This window comes from Corynebacterium sp. ACRPS (genome assembly GCF_022346005.1).
GTDB lineage: Bacteria > Actinomycetota > Actinomycetes > Mycobacteriales > Mycobacteriaceae > Corynebacterium.
In genome coordinates, this window is the sequence record NZ_JAKRMY010000015.1 from 21,328 (window position 1) to 42,134 (window position 20,807).

The 20,807-nt window shown below is 58.7% G+C and carries 16 protein-coding genes; 11 read left to right on the forward strand and 5 right to left on the reverse strand.

Annotated elements, in window-relative coordinates:
* Nucleotides 1-26: 26 nt before the first annotated feature.
* The 7 genes from dtd to galE all read left to right on the forward strand — a co-directional run bounded on the left by dtd (nucleotide 27) and on the right by galE (nucleotide 7,638).
* Complete coding sequence (gene dtd / locus MHX65_RS09340; RefSeq protein ID WP_239269830.1) at nucleotides 27-470, forward strand: D-aminoacyl-tRNA deacylase; 444 nt, start codon at nucleotides 27-29, stop codon at nucleotides 468-470.
* A gap of 361 nt (nucleotides 471-831) precedes the next feature.
* Entirely contained in the window at nucleotides 832-2,226 is a 1,395-nt protein-coding gene (locus MHX65_RS09345; RefSeq protein ID WP_239269831.1) for an HAAAP family serine/threonine permease, read from the forward strand.
* A 37-nt stretch (nucleotides 2,227-2,263) separates the two neighbouring features.
* A complete protein-coding gene (locus MHX65_RS09350; RefSeq protein WP_239269832.1) occupies nucleotides 2,264-3,637 on the forward strand; it encodes an L-serine ammonia-lyase in 1,374 nt (457 codons plus the stop codon).
* 128 nt (nucleotides 3,638-3,765) lie between these two features.
* On the forward strand, nucleotides 3,766-4,530 hold the full coding sequence (locus tag MHX65_RS09355) for a helix-turn-helix transcriptional regulator (RefSeq protein ID WP_023022681.1): 765 nt from the start codon (nucleotides 3,766-3,768) through the stop codon (nucleotides 4,528-4,530).
* A gap of 193 nt (nucleotides 4,531-4,723) precedes the next feature.
* Nucleotides 4,724-5,737 carry a sigma-70 family RNA polymerase sigma factor gene (locus MHX65_RS09360; RefSeq protein WP_005278926.1) on the forward strand — a complete coding sequence of 338 codons (1,014 nt, stop codon included), beginning with the start codon at nucleotides 4,724-4,726 and terminating at the stop codon, nucleotides 5,735-5,737.
* 236 nt (nucleotides 5,738-5,973) lie between these two features.
* A complete protein-coding gene (locus MHX65_RS09365; RefSeq protein WP_239269833.1) occupies nucleotides 5,974-6,651 on the forward strand; it encodes a metal-dependent transcriptional regulator in 678 nt (225 codons plus the stop codon).
* Between the two features lie 3 nt (nucleotides 6,652-6,654).
* Entirely contained in the window at nucleotides 6,655-7,638 is a 984-nt protein-coding gene (gene galE, locus MHX65_RS09370; protein WP_237800525.1) for a UDP-glucose 4-epimerase GalE, read from the forward strand.
* A 9-nt stretch (nucleotides 7,639-7,647) separates the two neighbouring features.
* On the opposite strand, the gene MHX65_RS09375 is transcribed toward galE, so the two are convergent.
* Entirely contained in the window at nucleotides 7,648-8,733 is a 1,086-nt protein-coding gene (locus MHX65_RS09375) for a DUF4192 domain-containing protein (RefSeq protein ID WP_239269834.1), read from the reverse strand.
* 260 nt (nucleotides 8,734-8,993) lie between these two features.
* Between MHX65_RS09375 and MHX65_RS09380 the strand changes: the two genes are divergently transcribed.
* Nucleotides 8,994-10,013 carry a PAC2 family protein gene (locus tag MHX65_RS09380; protein ID WP_239269835.1) on the forward strand — a complete coding sequence of 340 codons (1,020 nt, stop codon included), beginning with the start codon at nucleotides 8,994-8,996 and terminating at the stop codon, nucleotides 10,011-10,013.
* A 34-nt stretch (nucleotides 10,014-10,047) separates the two neighbouring features.
* On the forward strand, nucleotides 10,048-12,591 hold the full coding sequence (locus tag MHX65_RS09385) for a DEAD/DEAH box helicase (RefSeq protein WP_239269836.1): 2,544 nt from the start codon (nucleotides 10,048-10,050) through the stop codon (nucleotides 12,589-12,591).
* Nucleotides 12,592-12,711: 120 nt separating this feature from the next.
* Here the strand turns inward: MHX65_RS09385 and MHX65_RS09390 are convergent, their stop codons facing one another.
* Entirely contained in the window at nucleotides 12,712-13,236 is a 525-nt protein-coding gene (locus MHX65_RS09390) for a carboxymuconolactone decarboxylase family protein (RefSeq protein WP_239269837.1), read from the reverse strand.
* A gap of 104 nt (nucleotides 13,237-13,340) precedes the next feature.
* Complete coding sequence (locus MHX65_RS09395; RefSeq protein ID WP_023017366.1) at nucleotides 13,341-13,934, reverse strand: peroxiredoxin; 594 nt, start codon at nucleotides 13,932-13,934, stop codon at nucleotides 13,341-13,343.
* 162 nt (nucleotides 13,935-14,096) lie between these two features.
* Here MHX65_RS09395 and MHX65_RS09400 point away from each other — a divergent pair, with 162 nt between their 5' ends.
* Nucleotides 14,097-15,044: a hydrogen peroxide-inducible genes activator gene (locus MHX65_RS09400; protein ID WP_239269838.1), complete on the forward strand. Its 948-nt coding sequence runs from the start codon at nucleotides 14,097-14,099 to the stop codon at nucleotides 15,042-15,044.
* A gap of 64 nt (nucleotides 15,045-15,108) precedes the next feature.
* Here MHX65_RS09400 and MHX65_RS09405 read toward each other — a convergent pair whose 3' ends face one another.
* Nucleotides 15,109-16,041: a hypothetical protein gene (locus tag MHX65_RS09405; RefSeq protein WP_239269839.1), complete on the reverse strand. Its 933-nt coding sequence runs from the start codon at nucleotides 16,039-16,041 to the stop codon at nucleotides 15,109-15,111.
* Between the two features lie 121 nt (nucleotides 16,042-16,162).
* Here MHX65_RS09405 and hrpA point away from each other — a divergent pair, with 121 nt between their 5' ends.
* A complete protein-coding gene (gene hrpA, locus MHX65_RS09410) occupies nucleotides 16,163-20,065 on the forward strand; it encodes an ATP-dependent RNA helicase HrpA (protein WP_239269840.1) in 3,903 nt (1,300 codons plus the stop codon).
* A gap of 281 nt (nucleotides 20,066-20,346) precedes the next feature.
* On the opposite strand, the gene nrdR is transcribed toward hrpA, so the two are convergent.
* The gene (gene nrdR, locus MHX65_RS09415; RefSeq protein ID WP_023017363.1) at nucleotides 20,347-20,805 is read right to left on the reverse strand and encodes a transcriptional regulator NrdR; all 459 of its coding nucleotides are present in this window, start codon (nucleotides 20,803-20,805) and stop codon (nucleotides 20,347-20,349) included.
* Nucleotides 20,806-20,807: the final 2 nt, after the last annotated feature.

Sequence of the window (20,807 nt, forward strand, 5' to 3'; positions counted from 1 at the left end):
AATAGTCAGGAAAGGAAGATACAGGCATGCGCGCAGTTCTAACCCGCGTATCCGAAGCAGCTGTCACCGTCGCGGGCGAGACCGTCGGCGCCATCGACTGCCCTGAAACGGGCGGGCTTTTAGCCCTCGTCGGTGTCTCCCGGGAGGATTTAGCCGATTGGAAACCGCGTGCAGAAAAGATGGCCCGCAAGATAGCGGAGCTGCGCATCCTAGACGGTGAAGTATCGGTCGCCGATGCCGGAGCGCCGGTATTGGTAGTCAGCCAATTCACGCTGTATGGCCGCACAGCCAAGGGTCGGCGCCCGTCGTGGGCCGATGCGGCTCCAGGAGAAGAGGCCGAGCCGGTCATCGAGTACATCATCGATCTCCTCCGCGAACGCACTATCGCGGTCGAATCAGGCCAATTCGGGGCTATGATGCGCGTATCGTCCGTCAACGAAGGCCCGTTTACGGTTTTGGTAGAGACCTAATTTCCTCTCACGCATTTTCCCTTCATCCGGCGTTTACCTGCACGAGCGCCCACTCACACCCATGATTATCTATGAGCTAGCTCGCAAAGAGGCCGATATTGTTCAATAATGCATATCGCTGGGCACCGCGCAAGCTTTTTCAGAGTGATAATTAACCCACCCCAAAATGTAATAAATTATTATCACGTGGCATTACTGCGGGCTTATACTTAACGCGTAACGAAGCGAATGGGCTGGATACAAGCTGAAAGTTTAATTTCAGACCCTTGCCCGCGCACGCTGGTGAGAGAAAATATTTTCTCACTCCAGGGTGACAGGAGCCCTCAAGCTTCGGTCAACCCCATGCAGAGGAGGAAAGAAGATGTCCCACAAGCTCTTGCGCCACGGACAAGTCGAACACCCGGAACACAGTGCGCATATTCCGGAACAACCACCCGCAGAAGAAAAGCCACCCGCTGACGGCATAGAAACCCCATTTGCGGGCCAAGAAGGCGCCCCAGCGTGGAACAAGGAAGACACCGTATGGATGCTCTCGCTATTCGGCACCGCCATTGGCGCCGGCGTACTCTTCCTGCCTATCAACGCTGGCATCGGCGGCATCATCCCGCTTCTTATCATGTCCGTCGTCGCCTTGCCGATGACCTATTGGGCCCACCGCGGCATGACCCGCCTGGTCCTCTCCAGCTCAAAGCCAGACGGCGATCTCACCGACGTCGTGGAGGAACACTTCGGCGTTAAAGCCGGCGTGTTGATGAATATCCTCTACTTCCTCTCCGTCTACCCCATCCTGTTGGTGTACTCGGTAACCATCACCAACACGGTGAACTCCTTCCTGGAACACCAGCTAGGTATCACCCCTCCAGATCGCTGGCTTACCTCGCTTGTCCTCGTAGGCGGCCTCATCCTCGTTGTGCGCATGGGCAAAAACGTGGTCGTCCACGTCATGTCCTACTTGGTCTACCCGTTCATCGGCATCTTGGTGCTGCTCTCGCTGTACCTCATCCCCAAGTGGAATACCGCACTCTTTGACAGCTTCGACCTCAGCGTCGCACGCGAAGCCTCTGGACACAGCATGGGCATTACCTTGATGCTCTTGGTCCCAGTCATGGTCTTTTCCTTCAACCACTCGCCCATGATTTCTTCCTTCGCCGTCGACCGCCGCCAGACCTACGGCAAGTACGCGGAATACAAGTCCCGCAAGATCTTGCTCCGCGCGGAAATCCTCATGGTCGTCGTCGTGATGTTCTTCGTCTTCTCCTGCGCGCTGAGCCTATCGCCTGCGGATATGGCCGAGGCCAAGGAACAAAACATCACCATCTTGTCTTACCTGGCCAACCACTTTGACAACCCCGTCATCCAGTGGATTGCCCCCATCATCGCCATGATTGCCGTAGCCAAGTCCTTCTTGGGCCACTACTTGGGCGCTGCAGAAGGCTTCGAAGGCCTCCTTGTCAAAGGCAGCAAGAATGCTAATAAAGATGATGCAGAATCCAGCCACAAGCTCGACACCATCACGCTCGTCTTCATGCTGGTTACCGCATGGCTCGTTGCCTGGGCGGATCCTTCCATCCTCGGCATGATTGAGACCCTATGCGGCCCGACCATCGCCATCATGCTGTTCCTTATCCCGATGGTCGCCATCCACAAGGTCCCAGCGCTCGCCCGCTTCAAGGGCAAGGCCTCCAACTACTTCGTCTTCATCATGGGCCTCGTTGCCCTCGCCACCATCATCTACTCCATCGTGCAGGCTTTCTAAGCAGCACCCGCTTCTCAGGATTTTCCAGGAGAAAACCATGTTCATCAGCATCTTCGATATGTTCAAGATTGGTATCGGCCCCTCAAGCTCACACACGCTTGGGCCAATGAAAGCCGGCAAGGCCTTCGTCGATGAGCTCAAAGAAAAAGGCCTCATGGATAAGGTCACCCGCGTCCAGGCTAACGTCTACGGCTCCCTGTCCTTGACTGGTGTGGGCCACTCCACCGATAAGGCCATCCTGTTGGGCCTGGCCGGCGAAGAACCAGAAAGCGTCGATATCGACGGCATCTCCGCCTTCATGAAAGAGGTCAACCAGAGCGAAACGCTCCTGCTCGGTGGCACGCACACGGTGAGCTTCCCCAAGGACGGCGGCTTTTACTTCCACGATGAATACCTCCCCATGCATGAAAACGGCATGTGCCTTATCGCCTTTGCCGGCGAGGAAGACATCTTGCACAAGACCTACTACTCGGTGGGCGGCGGGTTCATCGTCAAGCAAGAAGACTTCGCCATGCGCGGACAAGATACCGTGGACGTCCCATTCGCTTATGCCAGCGCGGAAGAACTACTGGCGCTGTGCGAAACCAATAATATGACACTCCCGGAGCTCGGCAGGGCCAATGAAAAGGCGCTGCACAGCGACGAGGACATCGACGAGCACCTGCGCAAAGTCCGCGATGTCATGTACACCGGCATTAAGCGCGGCTCCACCACCGATGGCCCACTCCCCGGTGCGCTACTCGTACCGCGCCGCGCCGCCTCGCTGAAGCGCAGGCTGGAAGAATCCGATCCGCACGATGGCCTCAACATTTTGAGCTGGGTGAATATGTTTGCCCTGGCCATTTCGGAGGAAAATGCTGCCTGCGGCCGCGTCGTCACCGCACCTACCAACGGCGCATGCGGCGTCGTGCCTGCGGTCCTGGCCTATTTCGATGAATTCGTCGAGCCGGTTACCCCAAGCATGTTCGCGGACTATATCTTCGCCTGCAACCACATCGCCGCGCTCTACAAGATGAACGCCTCCATTTCCGGTGCGGAAGTTGGCTGCCAAGGAGAAATTGGCGTCGCCTGTTCCATGGCCGCGGCCGGGTTGGCCCAACTGATGGGGGCAACGCCGGAACAGGTGTGCGTGGCGGCCGAAATCGGCATGGAACACAAATTGGGCCTGACCTGTGACCCGGTCCTCGGCCAGGTGCAAGTCCCCTGCATCGAGCGCAACGCCGTAGCTGCGGTTGATGCCATTACCAGCGCACGCATGGCCCTAGACCGCGAAAGCAAACCATGCGTCAGCCTCGATGAAGTCATCTGGACCATGTACAACACTGGCAAGGACATTAACGCCAAGTACAGGGAAACCTCACAAGGCGGCCTCGCCCTAGCCGTCCACCCGCCCATCCCGGTATGTGGTTAATGCCGGCAACCTAGGCTCCGGAAAGAGCGCCATATAAGGAGGTGAGTACTTGGGCACGGCCGGGTACTCGCCTCCTTTGTCGTTACTTTGTGGTACCTTATCAATAATCTGACAGGAATTATAAGGACATGCTTCAGCTAATGAACCTTTCTAGCAGCCATGCCCCCGAAGAAAACTTCCTCGAGCAGTACATACCACTCGTCGATTTCCTCGGTCAGGCCATGGGCCCTAACACCGAAATCGTGCTCCATGATCTCGATGTACCCGATAAATCCATCATCGCCATTGCCAACGGTCACATTTCCGGCCGCGAACTAGGCGGCCCGGTTACAGACTTTGCGCTCTGGTTCATGAAACAGGGCGACGCCGCTGCCGTTCCTATGATGACCGGGTACCGCGCGGTCAATAGCGAGGGAAAAGTCTGCCGCTCCTCGAGCTATTTCCTGCGCGATGCCACCGGGCATATGCGCGGCATGCTTTGTATCAATGTGGAATTATCCGAGCTTATCCAGATCCGCGATGCCGCTAACGCGTTGATAGGCGGTACCGAGCCGGCCATCGATAAGGCGAAGGCCTTCGGCGGCTACCCCGGCACCACCGCACCGCAGCGCACTCCCGCACCGGAAGCGCCCGCGCAGAAAAAGCCGGAGGCACCCTATAGCGAATCGCTGCGTTCCAACGTTGAGCACCTTTTGGACTCCATGCTGGATTCCGCGATTTCCACGCACTCCACCCCGGTCGAGTCGATGCAGCGCCACGAACGGCTAGAGGTCATCGCTTCCCTCGAGGATGCTGGCTTCTTCCTCCTCAAAGGCGGCATTGCCGCGGCGGCCACCCGGCTCGGAGTATCTGAACCCACGGTCTATCGCTACCTCGTACAGGTCCGCGGCTAAGACTTCCCCGCCACCTGGATGTAGCAGTTTTACTGCATCCACGTGGCGCATGCGCTTGCCGACGCCCCCAAAAAGGTGGGGCACAGCGGCCTGCACGTCGCCGTTTTAAACATTTCAGGATGCGTGGGAACTAAATGCGTCCTCACACCGTTGTACTTTTTGAAACAGGCGACAATTTCAGGAGGCTGAAAAGATGACGAATCCATCTGCCAACACCGCCAATGGCACTTCGACTGCCACTACTGATGAGGAACAGGAAGTAGACCGCGGGTCTCGCCGCAATCAAACCAATGACAATCCCTCTGCGGACTTGGTACGCGTCTACCTCAACGGAATCGGTAAGACCGACCTGCTCAGCGCCGAGGATGAGGTCGAACTCGCGCAAACCATCGAGGTAGGCCTGTACGCAGAATACAAGCTCAATAATGCAGAGAAGCTAACGCGCGCAGAAAAGCGCGACCTGAAGATCTTGGCCCGCGAAGGCAAGAAGGCCCGCTCCCACTTGCTGGAGGCAAACCTTCGCCTCGTAGTCTCCCTGGCTAAGCGCTACACCGGCCGCGGCATGCCGCTTTTGGACCTCATCCAAGAGGGTAACCTTGGCCTTATCCGCGCCATGGAAAAGTTCGATTACGCCAAGGGCTTTAAGTTCTCCACCTACGCCACGTGGTGGATCCGTCAGGCCATTACCCGCGGCATGGCCGACCAGTCGCGCACCATCCGCCTACCGGTCCACCTGGTGGAACAGGTAAATAAGCTCTCCCGCATCAAGCGTGAGATGTATCAGTCCTTGGGCCGCGAGGCGACCAATGAGGAGCTGTCGGAGGAATCCGGCATTGATGAGAACAAAATCGAGATGCTGCTGCGCCAGTCGCGCGATCCCGTCTCGCTCGACATGCCCGTCGGCACCGATGAGGAAGCCCCATTGGGTGACTTCATCGAGGATGCTGAGGCTACCGATGCTGAGACGGCCGTCGTGGCCTCTATGCGGCACTCCGATATCCGCGGTGTCATTGACACGCTAGAAAAGCGCGAGCAGGACGTCATTCGCCTGCGCTACGGCTTGGATGACGGCGTTCCACGCACCCTTGACCAGATTGGTCGCCGGTTCGGGCTCTCCCGCGAACGCGTACGCCAAATCGAGCGTGAGGTCATGGCCAAGTTGCGCGATGGCAACCGCGCCGACCGCCTCCGCGAGTACGCGCTATAAAACTTTTCGCCTCCTGAACCTTCTTTAATCGCGACCTCGAACGTGCCGCCGAGAATTTTTTCCAGTGTGCTTTCGAGGTCGCGTTCTCTATGCAAGCGGCGAGCTCGAACTCGTCTCCTTAAAATCTCTCCAGCAAACTTAGGGGAACTTAAGCTAGTCTGGATACAGAATGTAAAAAGCGCTGTCTGCTTTGAGCACGGCACGCATTACTGTTTCTCAAAGAAAGGTATGCCCACGTGAGGGACCTCGTTGATACTACTGAGATGTACCTTCGAACCATTTATGAATTGGAAGAAGAAGGCATCACTCCCCTGCGCGCCCGGATTGCGGAACGCCTAGAGCAATCCGGACCTACCGTATCCCAAACCGTTGCCCGCATGGAGCGCGATGGTCTCCTCCACGTCCGTTCGGATCGGAGCTTGGATCTAACGGAAAAGGGACGCGAATTGGCTACGGCGGTCATGCGCAAGCACCGCCTTGCAGAGCGTTTGCTTACTGATGTCCTCGGGCTCGATATCAGCAAGGTCCACGATGAGGCCTGCCGCTGGGAGCACGTGATGAGCGAAGAGGTGGAAAAGCGCATGGTCACGGTCCTCGACGATCCCAGCCGTTCTCCTTTTGGCAATCCGATTCCGGCGCTGGCGGAGCTGGGCTTCCAGGTCCCCGAACCATCAATTGGGACGCGGGCTATCGATCTCCCCGATGGCGAAGAAAAATCCGCCAAGATTATCCAGATCAATGAGATCCTGCAGGTAGATGAGGCTACCTTCCGGGACCTTGCTGAGGCTGGAATCCGGATCGGTACCGAGGTCACCGTGGTCAATAATGGCGGTACGATTTCGCTTACCACTCCCTCGGGAAAGGTCATCACCTTGTCAGATGATCTCGCACACGCCGTGCGCGTGGAGGTCTAGGCCATGAAGCTTTTGGTTACTGGCGGTGCCGGCTATGTCGGCAGCGTGTGCTCCGCAGTCCTCGTTGAGCAAGGCCACGACGTCACCATCATCGATAACTTTTCCACGGGAAACCGGGATGCCGTGCCGCCCGCAGCCCGCGTGGTAGAAGGCGATGTGGCCGACAAGGCTGCAGAAGTACTGGGCGAAGGCGGCTTCGAGGGCGTCCTCCACTTCGCCGCCCGCTCGCTCGTCGGTGAATCCGTGGAAAAGCCGGACGAATATTGGCAGCACAACGTCGTGACCACGCTGCGCTTGCTCAACGCCATGCGCGATAACGATGTCAAAAGCCTCGTCTTTTCTTCTACCGCAGCCACCTACGGCGAACCGGAGCAGGTCCCTATTACTGAGGACATGCCGACCCAGCCCACGAATCCCTATGGCGCTAGCAAATTGGCTATCGACTACATGATTACCTCTTTTGCACAAGCCTTTGGGCTCGCGGCAACGTCCCTGCGCTATTTCAACGTCGCTGGTGCCTACGGCTCCATCGGCGAAAACCGCGAGATTGAAACCCACCTCATCCCCATTGTGCTGCAGGTTGCTCTGGGGCACCGCGATAAGATTTTCATGTTTGGCACGGATTGGGATACCCCGGATGGCACGCCGGTGCGCGACTACATCCATATCCGCGATCTTGCCGATGCCCACGTGCTTGCCCTCCACAGCAATGCCCCCGGCACCCACCGGATCTATAACTTGGGTTCCGGCGAGGGATATTCCGTCAAGCAGGTCATCGAGATGTGCCGGAAAGTCACCGGCCACGAGATTCCGGCGGAGATCGCCCCGCGCCGCGCCGGAGATCCAGCCACGCTGATTGCGTCCTCAGACAAGATCAAGCGGGAGCTGGACTGGAATCCTCAGCGCACCGACTTGGAAACCATCGTGACCGACGCGTGGAATTTCACTCGGCAATTGGGCGACCGGGCGCATTCGGCGCGGCGCTAAAACGCGGGGCTACACAAAGCCATCGGCATCAATCCCCGCTGCCTCCCGCGCCGCGTCGCAACCGCGGCTCAGGCTGGTAATGAGGCGTTCCCCCATTCCGCTGCGATAGGCTTGGGCAATGAGCTGGCTCAAATTGTGACCCGGTGCCTCATCGAGGGCGACGGTAAGCGCTGGGCCGGCATAGAGCCCGAATTTCTGCGCCACCTGGGTCGCTGCAAATAACGCCAGCGCGTTATAACGGATGGTGCCGCCAAAGGTGCGCGCCGTGGCTAGGAGCAAGGTACCGGCCGCGTGCGGGGATTCGACGAGGTCTCGGATGACCAAGTCGCGCATCCACGTCGTCGACATCCACATCGCTCCCACGCAGAGTAATTCTTCGTTGTCTAGGGTCTCTTCCAGCGTCTCTACCTCGCTTAATACATACTGCACATCCGCGATGAGATGTTGGACCACCCGCGTTGGATCCGTTGTGCCGTAGCCGTGGCCGGCGCGCATCTGCCGCGACAATTCCTCAGCGCAGCGCTGCATGGACCCGATTTCTTCGTGCCCGAAGTAAGGGTTGTGCGGGGCGAATTGTTGGACGAGCTCGTCGCGGGAAAGCTCCGGCAAGGTGCCGTTTTCTACGCAGGCGCGCATAGAGGAACTGGTGGAAATAGCGGGAATGGTCCCTTCGGTCCAAGCGTGCATAGGGCCCTTGCCGTTCCCAGTGCTAAAGCCAAAGACGAGGTCGTAGGCGGTGGACGTTGCAATTTCTTCTACCAACCAGCAGGCATCGATTCCGGTGCCCTCGTCATCTTCGAAGTGGTAGAGCGACTCGATCATCTCCCAGAGCTCTACTTCCTCGCGCTGGGAAATGATAAAGCCTAGGACTACTTCCGGGTTGCCGCAGTGAAAGGCGCTCATGATTTCTGGCAGGGCGGCGGGGACATCGGACAAGTCTATGCGCGCGACTGGCCCCATGGTGCGGCCCGCTGGGGTTGGTTCGATGGAGATAAGGACGATGGACTCTGCTGGGAAGAATCCGAGGATTCCTGGAATATTGGCAAGGATATCGCCGGGTGTACGGATGGGCTGTTGTGGTGTTGTGATCTTCATGGCTTCTAGCTTCGAGGCCTGCGGCAAGTGCCGAAAGCCCAGCGCGGGCAGAGGGCCAAAATCTGTGGATAAGGTGGGTTGAAAGGGGCATCGGCAAGCAGTTATGCACAGGCCCATCGCACCGACCCTAGCGCCGGTTGCCTCGTTAGGGCATAATGGGTTATTTAACTACTCCGCGAACACTGAAGTAAGTGCGTGTGGGAATAGTGCGGTCCTGGCGGTCGTTGATCTAGATTAAGAGACCAAGGAGGTAACACATCATGCACGAAGAAGAGCGCAGCATGTACGAATTGGAGTACCCCGCTCCGGTGGTCAAGGACAATTCCGGTGAAGGAAAAGGCCCCACCATGATTGTTGCCATGCACGGCTATGCCGATGCGGGCCAGGCTATTGAGTCGAGCGCCGATCACCTCAAGGCGGCGCTGGAAAACCGCCAGCTAGCCTCCTTTAACTCTGATGAGCTCATCGATTACCGCTCGCGTCGCCCCGCCGTCACCATCGATAATGACCGGGCACTCGAGGTAGAACCCATGGATTTGGGCTTGAAGGTGCTCCGGGATAATTCCGGCAAGTCCTTCCTCCTTCTGTCTGGCCCCGAGCCGGATATGCGCTGGGAAGCATTTACCACGGCGGTGGTCAAGCTGGTGGAGAAATTTGATATTGAAGATACCATCATGCTCTACGCAGCGCCGATGCCCGTACCGCACACCCGCCCCACCGTGGTCACCGCACACGGTACTTCCTCCCGCCTGACGGACAGCATGGTCAAGATGGATTCGACCATGATGGTTCCGGGCGCCGCGGCGCTCTACATAGAAAAGGCCCTAGCGGATAAGGGTCGCACGGTAGCGGGCTATACCGCGCACGTGCCGCACTACCTGGCAGCCTCCCCCTACCCGCAGGCGACGCTGGAGCTCCTCGATTCCGTGGCTAAGGCCGCCCAACTCAATATCCCGCTGGGCAGCATCGAGGCGGATATTTCCCGCGTCGAGGGTCAACTGGATGAGCAGGTCAATGGCTCCGAAGAGATTGAGGGAGTGGTCCAGCAATTGGAGCAGCAGTACGATGCCTTCATGGAACGCTACCGCCAGGAGCACCCGCAAGCCATCATGCCGGGCGAAGAAGCCGTGCCCAGCGCTGAGGAAATCAGCGAGGAGTTCGAGGCATTCCTCGCCTCGCTCGATGAAGATGATAGCGAGGAGATTATCCACACGGATATTGATGACCGCGAAGACTCTGCCGACGATGACGATGACAGAGACTTAGGCGACGATATCTAACGAACCCGCCCCCATCGCCGCTAAGGTGGTGGGGGTGAACTTATCTCAACAGCTGCCAGATTTAACGGAAGTCCCCGAGTCCCTCATTGATGAGGCCATTTGGGATACTTTTAACTCGTGGACCACCAGCAAGGGAATCAATCTATATCCCGCGCAGGAGGAGGCCTCGCTCGGCATCTTGGCCGGAGATAATGTCATCCTCGCGACCCCTACGGGTTCGGGCAAGTCCATGGTGGCCAACGCCGCCCACTTCATCGCCCTCGCGCGCGGGCAGCGGAGTTTTTATACCGCACCCATTAAGGCGCTGGTAAGCGAGAAGTTCTTTGCGCTGTGTGAAATTTTTGGCGCAGAGAACGTAGGCATGATGACTGGCGATGCCACCGTAAACGGCAACGCCCCCATCATCGCCGCCACCGCCGAGATCGTTGCGAATATCGCGCTTCGCGATGGCGCCGAAGCCAACATCGACCAGGTGGTCATGGACGAATTCCACTACTACTCCGATCCAGATCGCGGCTGGGCCTGGCAGGTGCCGCTCTTGGAGCTACCCAAGGCGCAATTCCTCTTAATGTCCGCCACGCTCGGTGATACCGACTGGCTGCAGGAGGACCTCACCCGCCGCACGGGGCGCGAGACTAATCTGGTAGCCGGCTCCACTCGCCCGGTGCCGCTGGATTTTTCCTATGTTTTCAGCGCGGTGCACGAAACCATCGAAGAACTGCTCGCCGATAATAAGGCACCCATTTATGTCGTGCACTTTTCCCAGCGCGAGGCGGCCGAGCGGGCCCAAGCCCTGACCTCGCTGTCTGGCATTATTAGCAAAGAGGAAAAAGAGGACATCGCTGAAGAAATCGGCGGGTTCCGCTTTACCACTGCTTTTGGCAAGGACCTCTCAAAGTTGCTTCGCAAGGGCATTGGCATCCACCACGCGGGAATGCTGCCCAAGTACCGACGACTTGTGGAGCGCCTTGCGCAACGCGGCCTCCTCAAGGTTATTTGCGGCACCGATACCTTGGGCGTGGGCATCAACGTGCCCATCCGCACCGTCTTGATGACTGGCCTGGCCAAGTTTGATGGGCAACGCCAGCGCATCTTGAAGTCCCGCGAATTCCACCAGATTGCAGGGCGCGCTGGGCGAGCGGGCTATGACACGGAAGGTACCGTCGTCGTCGAGGCCCCGGAGCACGAGATTGAAAATGCCAAGGCCCGCAGGCGCATTGGCGATGACCCGAAGCGGCTGAAAAAGCTGAAGAAGAAATCCGCACGCGAGGGCGAAGTCTCTTGGTCCGAGAAGACCTTTGCGCGGCTCACAGAAGCAGAACCGGAGCAGTTGACCTCGCAATTCCGGGTGTCGAATTCGATGCTGCTGAATGTCTTAGCCCGCCACGGCGACGGCTATGCGCATATGCGCCACCTCTTGCGCGATAATCACGATCCCCGCAGCAAGCAGAACAAGGATATCCTCACCGCCCTCGACCTCTTCCGCGGATTGCTAGATTCCGGTGTGGTCCAAAAATCCACCAAGGGGCTCGATATCTACGGCCGCCCCTACCACCTCGTGCGGGAATTGCCGCGCGACTTTGCCCTGAACCAGCCCCTCGGGCCCTTCGCCTTGGCCGCGCTCTCCCTGTTGGACCCAGAGGCGGACAGCTATCACCTTGATGTAATCTCGGTCTTTGAGGCGATCCTCGATGATCCCCGGCAGGTGCTGCAGGCCCAGCAGAAGAAGCGGCGCGGGGAAGAAATTGCCGCACTCAAGGCGGATGGAGTGGACTACACCGACCGCATGAATATCGTGGAGGATATCACCTGGCCCAAGCCCCTAGAGGAGCTACTCGAGCAGGCCTACGATACCTTTGCGGAAACCAATGCGTGGGTAAAGGAATTCGAGCTGCGGCCGAAATCCGTAGTGCGCGACATGGTGGAAAATGCCATGACCTTCTCGGACTTGGTGGCCACTTACGGCTTAGCCCGCTCTGAGGGCGTTATCCTCCGCTATCTCACCGATGCCTGGCGCACCCTTAAACAGTCCATCCCCGATGAATATACGACGCCCCAAATTGAAGACATCATTGTCTGGCTAGGCGAACTTATCCGCCAGGTGGATTCCTCGCTTGTCGATGAATGGGCGCAGATGGTCGGCGAGGACTCCCCCATCGATCAAGATACGCTCGACCGCGAGCTGGCCTTCGGCGTCGAAGATCCTACTGCGCTTACCGCTAACCGACGCGCCTTTGGCATCATGGTGCGCAATTACATGTTCCGCCTCGCGCAACTCTTCGCGCTGGAGGAAGAAGACCGCCTGGCCGAGGTATTGGATTATCTGGACGAGGTCCCCGATTTTGGCGCCGTCTTGGATGACTACTTTGACGAATACGACGATATTGATACCGGCCCTGAGGCGCGCGGCCCGGAGTACTTCCGGTTGGAAGAATCCAGCTCCCGCAGCTGGCCCGTGCGGCAAATTATCAAGGACCCGGCAGGAGATCGCGCCTATCAATTCGTCGCCACGGTCGATCTGGATGCCTCCGATGAAGCCGGTGAAGTCCGCCTGTCGGAGTTGCGCGTCGAGTATTAATCACACGCGGGTTAGCTAAAACGATAAAAGCCACCCCCCTGCGCTGCACCCGGAATCCTATGGGAAACCGAAAGCAGCGCGCGGGGGTGGCTTATTCTCAAGGCTAATTAAGCAGCGCTTTTAGCGTGCAGCCTCAATCTGGACGGCCTGTGCGACTGCCTGAATGACAGAAGCAACCTTGATGGCCTCCCAGACCTGCTCCTTGGTCGCGCCAGCATCGTTGATCTTCTGGGTGTGGGCGCCCAAGCAGTGCTCACAGCCGTTGATAGCGGACACGGCGATATTCCACAGCTCGAAGTTAGCGTCTTCCACGCCCGGCTTGGAGATGAAGTTCATCCGCAGGCCGAACTTAACCTGTGCGTAGTCATCGCCCAACCAGCTCTTGGCGCGGTAGGCAACGTTGTTCATTGCCATCACGGTGGCAGCGCCGTAAGCGGCGTTGATGGCTTCCTCAGAGAGGTGCTCTTGCGCCTCTTCCGCGATTTCAGAAATCACGGTGTCATTGCGGGTAGCTGCCGCCGAGGCCAGCAGGGTGCCCCACAGCTGCTCTTCATCCAGCTCGGTGGTGCGGGTCAACGCGCCGAGGTTGAGCTTCTGATCCTTGGCGTACTCAGGCAGTGCTGACTTCAAGTTCTCGATAGACACAGTCTTTCTCCTTCTCAATCTTTTCTCAGTAACTTAAATTGCAAGTCGGGTGCGGGCCCTCCCCGCCTCATGGGGCGGGGACAGCGCTCACGCGTAACTAATGCTTAAAGCTGGGACTGAACGACGTCCATCTTGTCGATGTTCTTCGTTGGGTCATTCTTCTCCCAGTTGCAGGCGCAGACCTCTTCGGACTGCAGTGCGTCGAGGACGCGCAGGACCTCGTCAACGTTACGGCCCACAGCGTCCGGGGTAACGGAGACGAACTGGATGACACCATCTGGGTCGATGATGAAGGTTGCGCGGTCAGCAACGCCGTCAGCGTTTTCTACGCCCAGTGCGCGAATCAGGTCGTGGCGCACGTCGGAGAACATCGGGAACGGAACGTCCTTCAGGTCCGGGTGGGTTGCGCGCCAGTTGAAGTGAGCGAACTCGTTATCGGTGGAGCCGCCCAGCACCTGGGTGTCGCGGTCCTGGAACTCTTCGTCCAGCTTGCCAAAGGCAGCGATCTCGGTCGGGCACACGAAGGTGAAGTCCTTGGGGTAGAAGAAGACGACCTTCCACTTGCCCTCGTACTTGTCCAGAGAAACCTGCTCGAAGTAGTCCTCTGGCTGGCTAGCGTTAACGTTGTGCAGGTCGCCGCCGGTTAGGGCGGTGAGGTCGAATTCTGGGAACTTTTCGCCAACGGTCATGATAGGCATGTTCTTCAACTCCTTCTTAAAAGGGTAATCTTTTTTAAGTTTCCGACAGTCCTGCGCCAAGGACCACGGGCCGGACCCTCTCCGGCCCAACACCAAAGACAATACCATTAATTCCGGTCACGTCAATAGCTAATCCTATAGATAAATGTTAGAGTGATAGGCATGCATAATAAAGAGTATCGACCAACACTTGCCCAGCTGCGCACGTTTGTCACCGTGGCGGAAAATAAGCACTTCGGCACCGCTGCCGCGAAGCTGGAGATCTCTCAGCCTTCCCTCTCCCAGGGCCTGGTAGCGCTCGAGCAGGGGCTCGGCGTGCAACTCATCGAGCGCTCCACCCGCAAGGTCATCGTAACCTCGGCCGGCGAAACGCTATTGCCCTATGCCAAGTCCACCCTCGAGGCCGCCGATACCTTCCTCGCGCACGCCCGCGGCGCCCATGGCACGCTGTCCGGCCCGCTGACCATCGGCGTCATCCCAACCATCGCCCCGTATATCCTCCCGGACTTGCTGGCGATGATTACGGAGACCTACCCAGAACTTGAGCCGCGCTTTGTGGAGGAGCAAACCCAGCACCTCATCGCGCGCCTGCGCAACGGCAACCTCGATTTAGCCGTCCTCGCCTTGCCTTCAGAGGCCACGGGCATGGTCGACAGCCCTCTGTACACCGAGGACTTCGCCCTCGTCAGCCCACCCGATCACCCCATCGCCGGGCGTACGGACGTCCAGGTTGCGGAGTTGCGGGACTTGGATTTGCTGCTGCTTGACGATGGCCACTGTCTCCGCGACCAAATCGTCGATCTCTGCCGGCACGCCCACGTCAACCCGGCAGAGGCAACGAATTCCGTCACGCGCGCCTCATCACTGACCACTATTATGCAGTTGGTCATGGGCGGGCTCGGCTGCACCCTTATCCCCAAGTCCGCTTTGGCCACCGAATGCCACGGCAAGAACCTCGGCATAGCTTACTTTGACCCCGATGTCACCGCCGAGCGCGAAATCGGCCTCGTCTTCCGCTCCTCTGCCGCACGCAGTGAAGAGTTCCGCGAATTCGGTACCCTGATTACCGCCGCTTATGAAAATGCCCTCGCCCGCTCGCTCGAGCACTAAATCGCCACACACGTTGAAGGCCACCGAAGCAATACCTCGGTGGCCTTCAACAATAGTTAAGCGCTTACGCAGCTTGGCCGGTCGCGCGGCCCGCACACTGGCGGAACAGATAAGCCGTAGACAGTACCGTAACCGGTACGGCGACAATCAAGCCAACCAGTAATAGGATGCCGCCGGCAATCGTGATCAGCGCGTTGAGCACCGTCAGCAGCAAGAGCTGGCCGTAGTTTCCTTTACCGGCCTTAAACCCGTTCTTAATGGCCTGGCCAACCCCGTCACCGTCGGCTGCAAACCACTGCATCAGCATATAAAGCGGCTGGATGAATAGGCCGATGAGAGCCACTACAGCCATGACTCCGAAAAATCCCGCCATGGCTTCCAATGCCTCGTCCTCGGTGGCGTTGGTGCCCGCGTCTGGGCCGAGGAAAATCGAGCCACCAACGAAGATGAACATTACTACCGAGGTAATAATGCCGATGATGATCATGATCGCCAGCGGCTGCCACCACCGCACTTCCTTGCCCACATAGCTCCACCCAGTGCGCGGATCATCGATCTGGAAGAGCGCCAGCCGCATCACCAACAAGGTGACGACGGCCATGATCACGTAGGACACGATCTGCACAATGGATCCCGCACCGGAGGCATCCGCACCCTCTGCGGGAGCAACGGCTATGCTTACGCCGGAAAAAGCGATGACAATGACGCCAACGAGCAAGGCACCGAGGATCCACAATTTCCAATTCTTAGATACCGTGCGAAAGGCCCACGAAATCGAATCAATGGCCGAGGGCTTTCCGGTAAACCCGCCGGAATTTACGGTATTATCCTGTGCTTGGTAGCCCGCATATCCTTGGTTTCCGGAGCTTTCGTGACTGCCACTCTCGTGGCTGCCGCCATAGGACGGCAGGCTTCCGTAGCTCGGCTGATCTTCTGGGTGGTCAGTCGGTTCATAGCGCGGAAAATCGTCATTTCCACCGGATTTATCGTCGTTCATCAGCGGTGCCTTCCTTCTGCATTCGGGTTGGGCGCAACGAGAAAAGTATCGTTGAGATAAGTGCTTTCACAATAGCAACTTTTTCCACTCCACGTAACCGGGGTAAGCTCATAGATTAGCCATGACACAGCATGAAACCACGACGTCGCAGGCTCCTAGCCGCGATGAACTTTTTGCAGCATTAGACAACGTCACCATCGCCGAGGCCCGCAGCTTCCGCCGCCGCCTGTCGAAGGCACGCGCCCCCAAGGCCCTGCGCGAAATCGGCCAGGATATCCAGGCTGCCGCAGATCGCCTCGCGCTTGTCGATGCCGCCGTCCCCCAACTCACCTACCCCGATTCCCTGCCAGTCAGCGCCCGCAAGGACGATATCGCCGCAGCGATTGAAGAAAACCAAGTCGTCATCATCGCTGGCGAAACCGGTTCTGGTAAGACCACGCAGATCCCCAAGATCTGCCTCGACATCGGCCGGGGCCGCCGCGGCCTTATCGGCCATACGCAGCCGCGCCGCATCGCCGCGCGGACCGTCGCCGAGCGCATCGCCTCCGAGCTCGACCAAGACATTGGGGAGTCGGTGGGCTACGCCATCCGCTTCGATGACCAGGTCTCTGATAACACCGCCGTAAAACTCATGACGGACGGCATCCTGCTAGCGGAAATGCAGCGCGATCGCTTCCTTAATAAATACGACACCATCATTATCGATGAGGCGCACGAGCGCTCGCTGAATATCGATTTCCTCTTGGGGTATCTCAAGAGGTTGCTTCCCAAGCGGCCCGATCTCAAGGTGATCATCACCTCCGCAACCATCGATCCGGAAAGTTTTGCCGAGCACTTCGCCCAACCCAATGGCACCCCCGCGCCCATCATTGAGGTCTCCGGGCGCACGTACCCGGTAGAAATCCGCTACCGTCCCCTCGAATTCGAGGCCGGTGGAAAGCTGGTGGATCAAGACCCGCTCGATGGCTTAACCGAGGCCATCGAGGAGCTCATGGCAGAAGGCGACGGCGATATCCTCTGCTTTTTCCCCGGCGAGCGCGATATCCGCGATGCCATGGAAGCCATCGAGGCCAAAAAATGGAAAAACGTCGAGGTTGCTCCCCTCTTCGGGCGCCTATCCAACCAGGAACAACACCGCGTATTTAGCAATCACCGCGGGCGGCGCATCGTTTTGGCCACCAATATCGCCGAAACCTCGCTGACCGTACCCGGGATCCGCTACGTCGTGGATACCGGCACTGCGCGCATCTCGCGCTATTCCACGCGGACCAAGGTGCAACGCCTGCCCATCGAGCCGATTTCGCAGGCCTCTGCTAACCAGCGCTCCGGTAGGTGCGGCCGCGTCGCCGATGGCATCGCCATCCGCCTCTATAGCGAGCAGGACTTTCAAAGCCGTCCGGAATTTACTGACCCGGAAATCCTGCGTACCAACCTGGCCAGCGTCATTTTGCAGATGGTCTCGCTCAAGCTCGGCGATATCGAGCAATTCCCCTTCCTCCAGCCACCCCAGTTCAAGGCCATTCGCGATGGCCTCAACCTCCTCCACGAGCTCGGGGCGCTCCAGGATAAGCACGAGAAGCCCACGCTGACCGAAACCGGCCGCAACTTGGCCCGCATCCCACTCGATCCACGCATGGCGCGCATGCTTATCGAGGCCCATACCAACGGCTGCCTCCACGATGTCATCATCATCGTTGCCGCCATGACCATCCAAGACGTGCGCGAACGCCCGCTGGACTACCAAGCGCAAGCCGATCAGGCGCACGCGCGCTTTAAGGACAAGACCTCTGACTTTTTGTCCATGCTGAAGTTGTGGGATTACATCAAGCAGACCCGCAATGAGCAATCGGGCAATAAGTTCCGCAAGCGCATGAAGCAGGAGTTCCTCCACTACATGCGCATCCGCGAGTGGTTCGACTTGGTCCGCCAGCTCAAAGACGTCTCCAAGCAGCTGGGGTGGGATTACCAAAAAGCCACCGAGCGCCGCTCCGACGATATTCACATCGCGCTGCTATCCGGACTGCTATCCAATATCGGCGCCCGCGACGGTAATTCCAAGGAGTTCCACGGCGCGCGCAATACCCGCTTCCTCGTCTTTCCAGGTTCCGCCTTATCCAAAAAGCCGCCGGAGTTCCTCATGGCGGCTGAGCTCGTCGAAACCTCTCGGCTTTGGGCCCGCGACGTCGCCGCTATCGACCCATCGTGGGTGGAAAAGCTCGGCGCCGACCTGCTCAAACACAACTATTCCGATCCCACGTGGTCCCGCAAGCGCGCGGCCGCCATCGCACACCAGAAGTCCACGCTCTACGGCGTGCCCATCGTCGCGGATCGCACCGTGCCCTATCACCGCGTGGATCCCGTCGCTGCGCGCGATATGTTCATCCGCAATGCGCTTATCGCCGGCGAGTGGAATGCGCATCATGACTTCCTCAAGGCAAACGCGCAGGCCCTTGATGAGGCCGCCGAGTACGAGGAAAAGGCCCGCCGCCGTGGCCTCATCGTGGATGAGGATACCCTCTTTGATTTCTATGACCAGCGCATTCCAGACAAGGTCACCACGGGCCGGCATTTCGATTCCTGGTGGAAGAAAAAGCGCCGCCAGAAACCCGATCTGCTGAATTTCGACCCAGCCACGCTTGTCGATGACTCCCACGACGTCACCGAAGTCTCCTTCCCCGATCACTGGCGCAAGGGCTCCATCGATTACGAGCTGACCTATAAATTCGAGCCCGGCGATCCCCTCGATGGCGTCACCGTCATGGTTCCCGTTCCCATGCTTGCCGGCCTCGATACCGAAGGCTTCGATTGGCTCGTCCCCGGCCTGCGGCTCGAGCTCGTCAACGAGCTTATTCGTTCCCTTCCCAAGGCCCTGCGGCGCACCGTCGTGCCCGCCCCAGAATTTGCCGAACGCGCCATGGAACGCCTCATCCCCTTCGAAGGACCGCTTACCCAGCAGCTTGCCGATGTCCTGCGCGAGCTCGGCGGCCACGGCATCAACGCCTCCGACTTCCAACCGGACAAGCTGCCGGAACATTTGCGGATGAATTACGCGGCCATCGACAAGCGTGGCACCATCATCGATTCCGATAGGGACCTTGCCGCCCTGCGCGAGCGCCAGGCCGGCCACATTAAATCGTCCGTCTCGCGGGTAAGCCGCACCGCCGAATCCACCGCGGTCAGCGAGTGGACCGACGATACCCTCGGCACCGTTGACGAGACCGTCACCACCACCGTCGATGGCCACGAGGTCACCGCCTACCCAGCATTGGTGGCTACCAAGGAAGGCGTCGAGCTTAAGGCTCATCCCACCAAGGCGGCTGCCGATGCCGCCATGGTCACCACCACCCTCACGCTTTTGATGCGCGAGATTTCCGTCTCGACCGCGCAAATGGTCAAGGGGCTTCCCTTGCAGCAACGCGTTGCCGTGGATTCTTATCCGCATAGCGGCGCAGACGGGCTGGTGAATGACGCCCGCGTAGCGGCAATCCGCGACCTCATGCTCGAAGCCGGCGGCCCCGTGCGCTCGCCAGAGGCGTTTTCCGAGCTCAAGGATACCGTGAAACCGCAGGTCCCCGGCCGCGTGCGACAATCAATCGTCTCGATCGCGCCTGGCTTGGCTGAGTACTCCAACCTCCGCGCCGAGCTTTCCCAGTGGGACGGTCCCGCCATCAACGATATGGAAAACCAACTTAATTTCCTTCTTCCGCCGAATGCCATCACCGTGCACGGAGCCGCGCACCTGCGCCACCTTCCCCGCTACATCCAGGCAATGCGCATCCGCTTGGAGGACATGTCGCTCGATCCGGATCGCGATGCGGACCGCCAAGCAGAGGTCGATAATGCCAAGGCCTACCTAGCAAACCGCCTCCGAAACCTTCCCGCGGGCCGCGAAAAGACCCGCGAGGTCAAGGACATCCACTGGATGATTGAGGAATTGCGGGTCTCGCTTTTTGCCCAGCGCCTCGGCACGGCCCACGCAGTATCCCTGCGGAGGATTCAAAAAGCGGTGGATAAGCTGCGCTAGTCTCCCCAACGTCACGGTCCCACCGCCGACCGAGGACCCCGGCTCCCCGCTACGGACGCCCGGTCCGCTGGCTAGCCGTCCGGCCTGCTGGCCGCTCGGTCTGCTGGCTGGCCACCCGGCCGGCCGTACCTAAGCTAAAAATCTGCTTACTCGGCCGCCGGCGGCGTGAACATTGGGCAGGCTCTAGCGGAATCATGCGCACAAAATGCCATTTAAGACTGCTTCGATCCTGCGCAGGAACGGCCGTATCACGGCTGAGAAATCGTCCTACACTGCGCAGTTTAAAGGTCCCCGCGATCGCGGCGCCGCATCAAACGAATCTCCGATTCAAAGTCATCCGCGCTCTCGAATGATTTATACACCGAGGCAAAGCGCAGATATGCAACCTCGTCTAGGTCACGCAGCGGCTCGAGAATCGCTAGCCCGATTTCGTTGGCATTCACCTGCGAGGAACCATGCCCCCGCACCGTTTCCTCAACCTCTTGGGCCAACTTTTTTAAGGCATCATCGCTAACGTCACGACCCTGGCACGCGCGCCTAACGCCCCGAATGAGTTTATCCCGGCTAAATGGCTCAGCAAGGCCATTTCTCTTAACAACCAGCAGTACGGCCTTTTCCACAGTGGTGAAGCGCCCCTTGCAGGAAGCACACTCCCGCCGGCGCCGTATCGATGCGCCAGCATCAACCACGCGCGAGTCAATAACGCGGGATTGTTCGTTATGGCAAAACGGGCAGTACACAC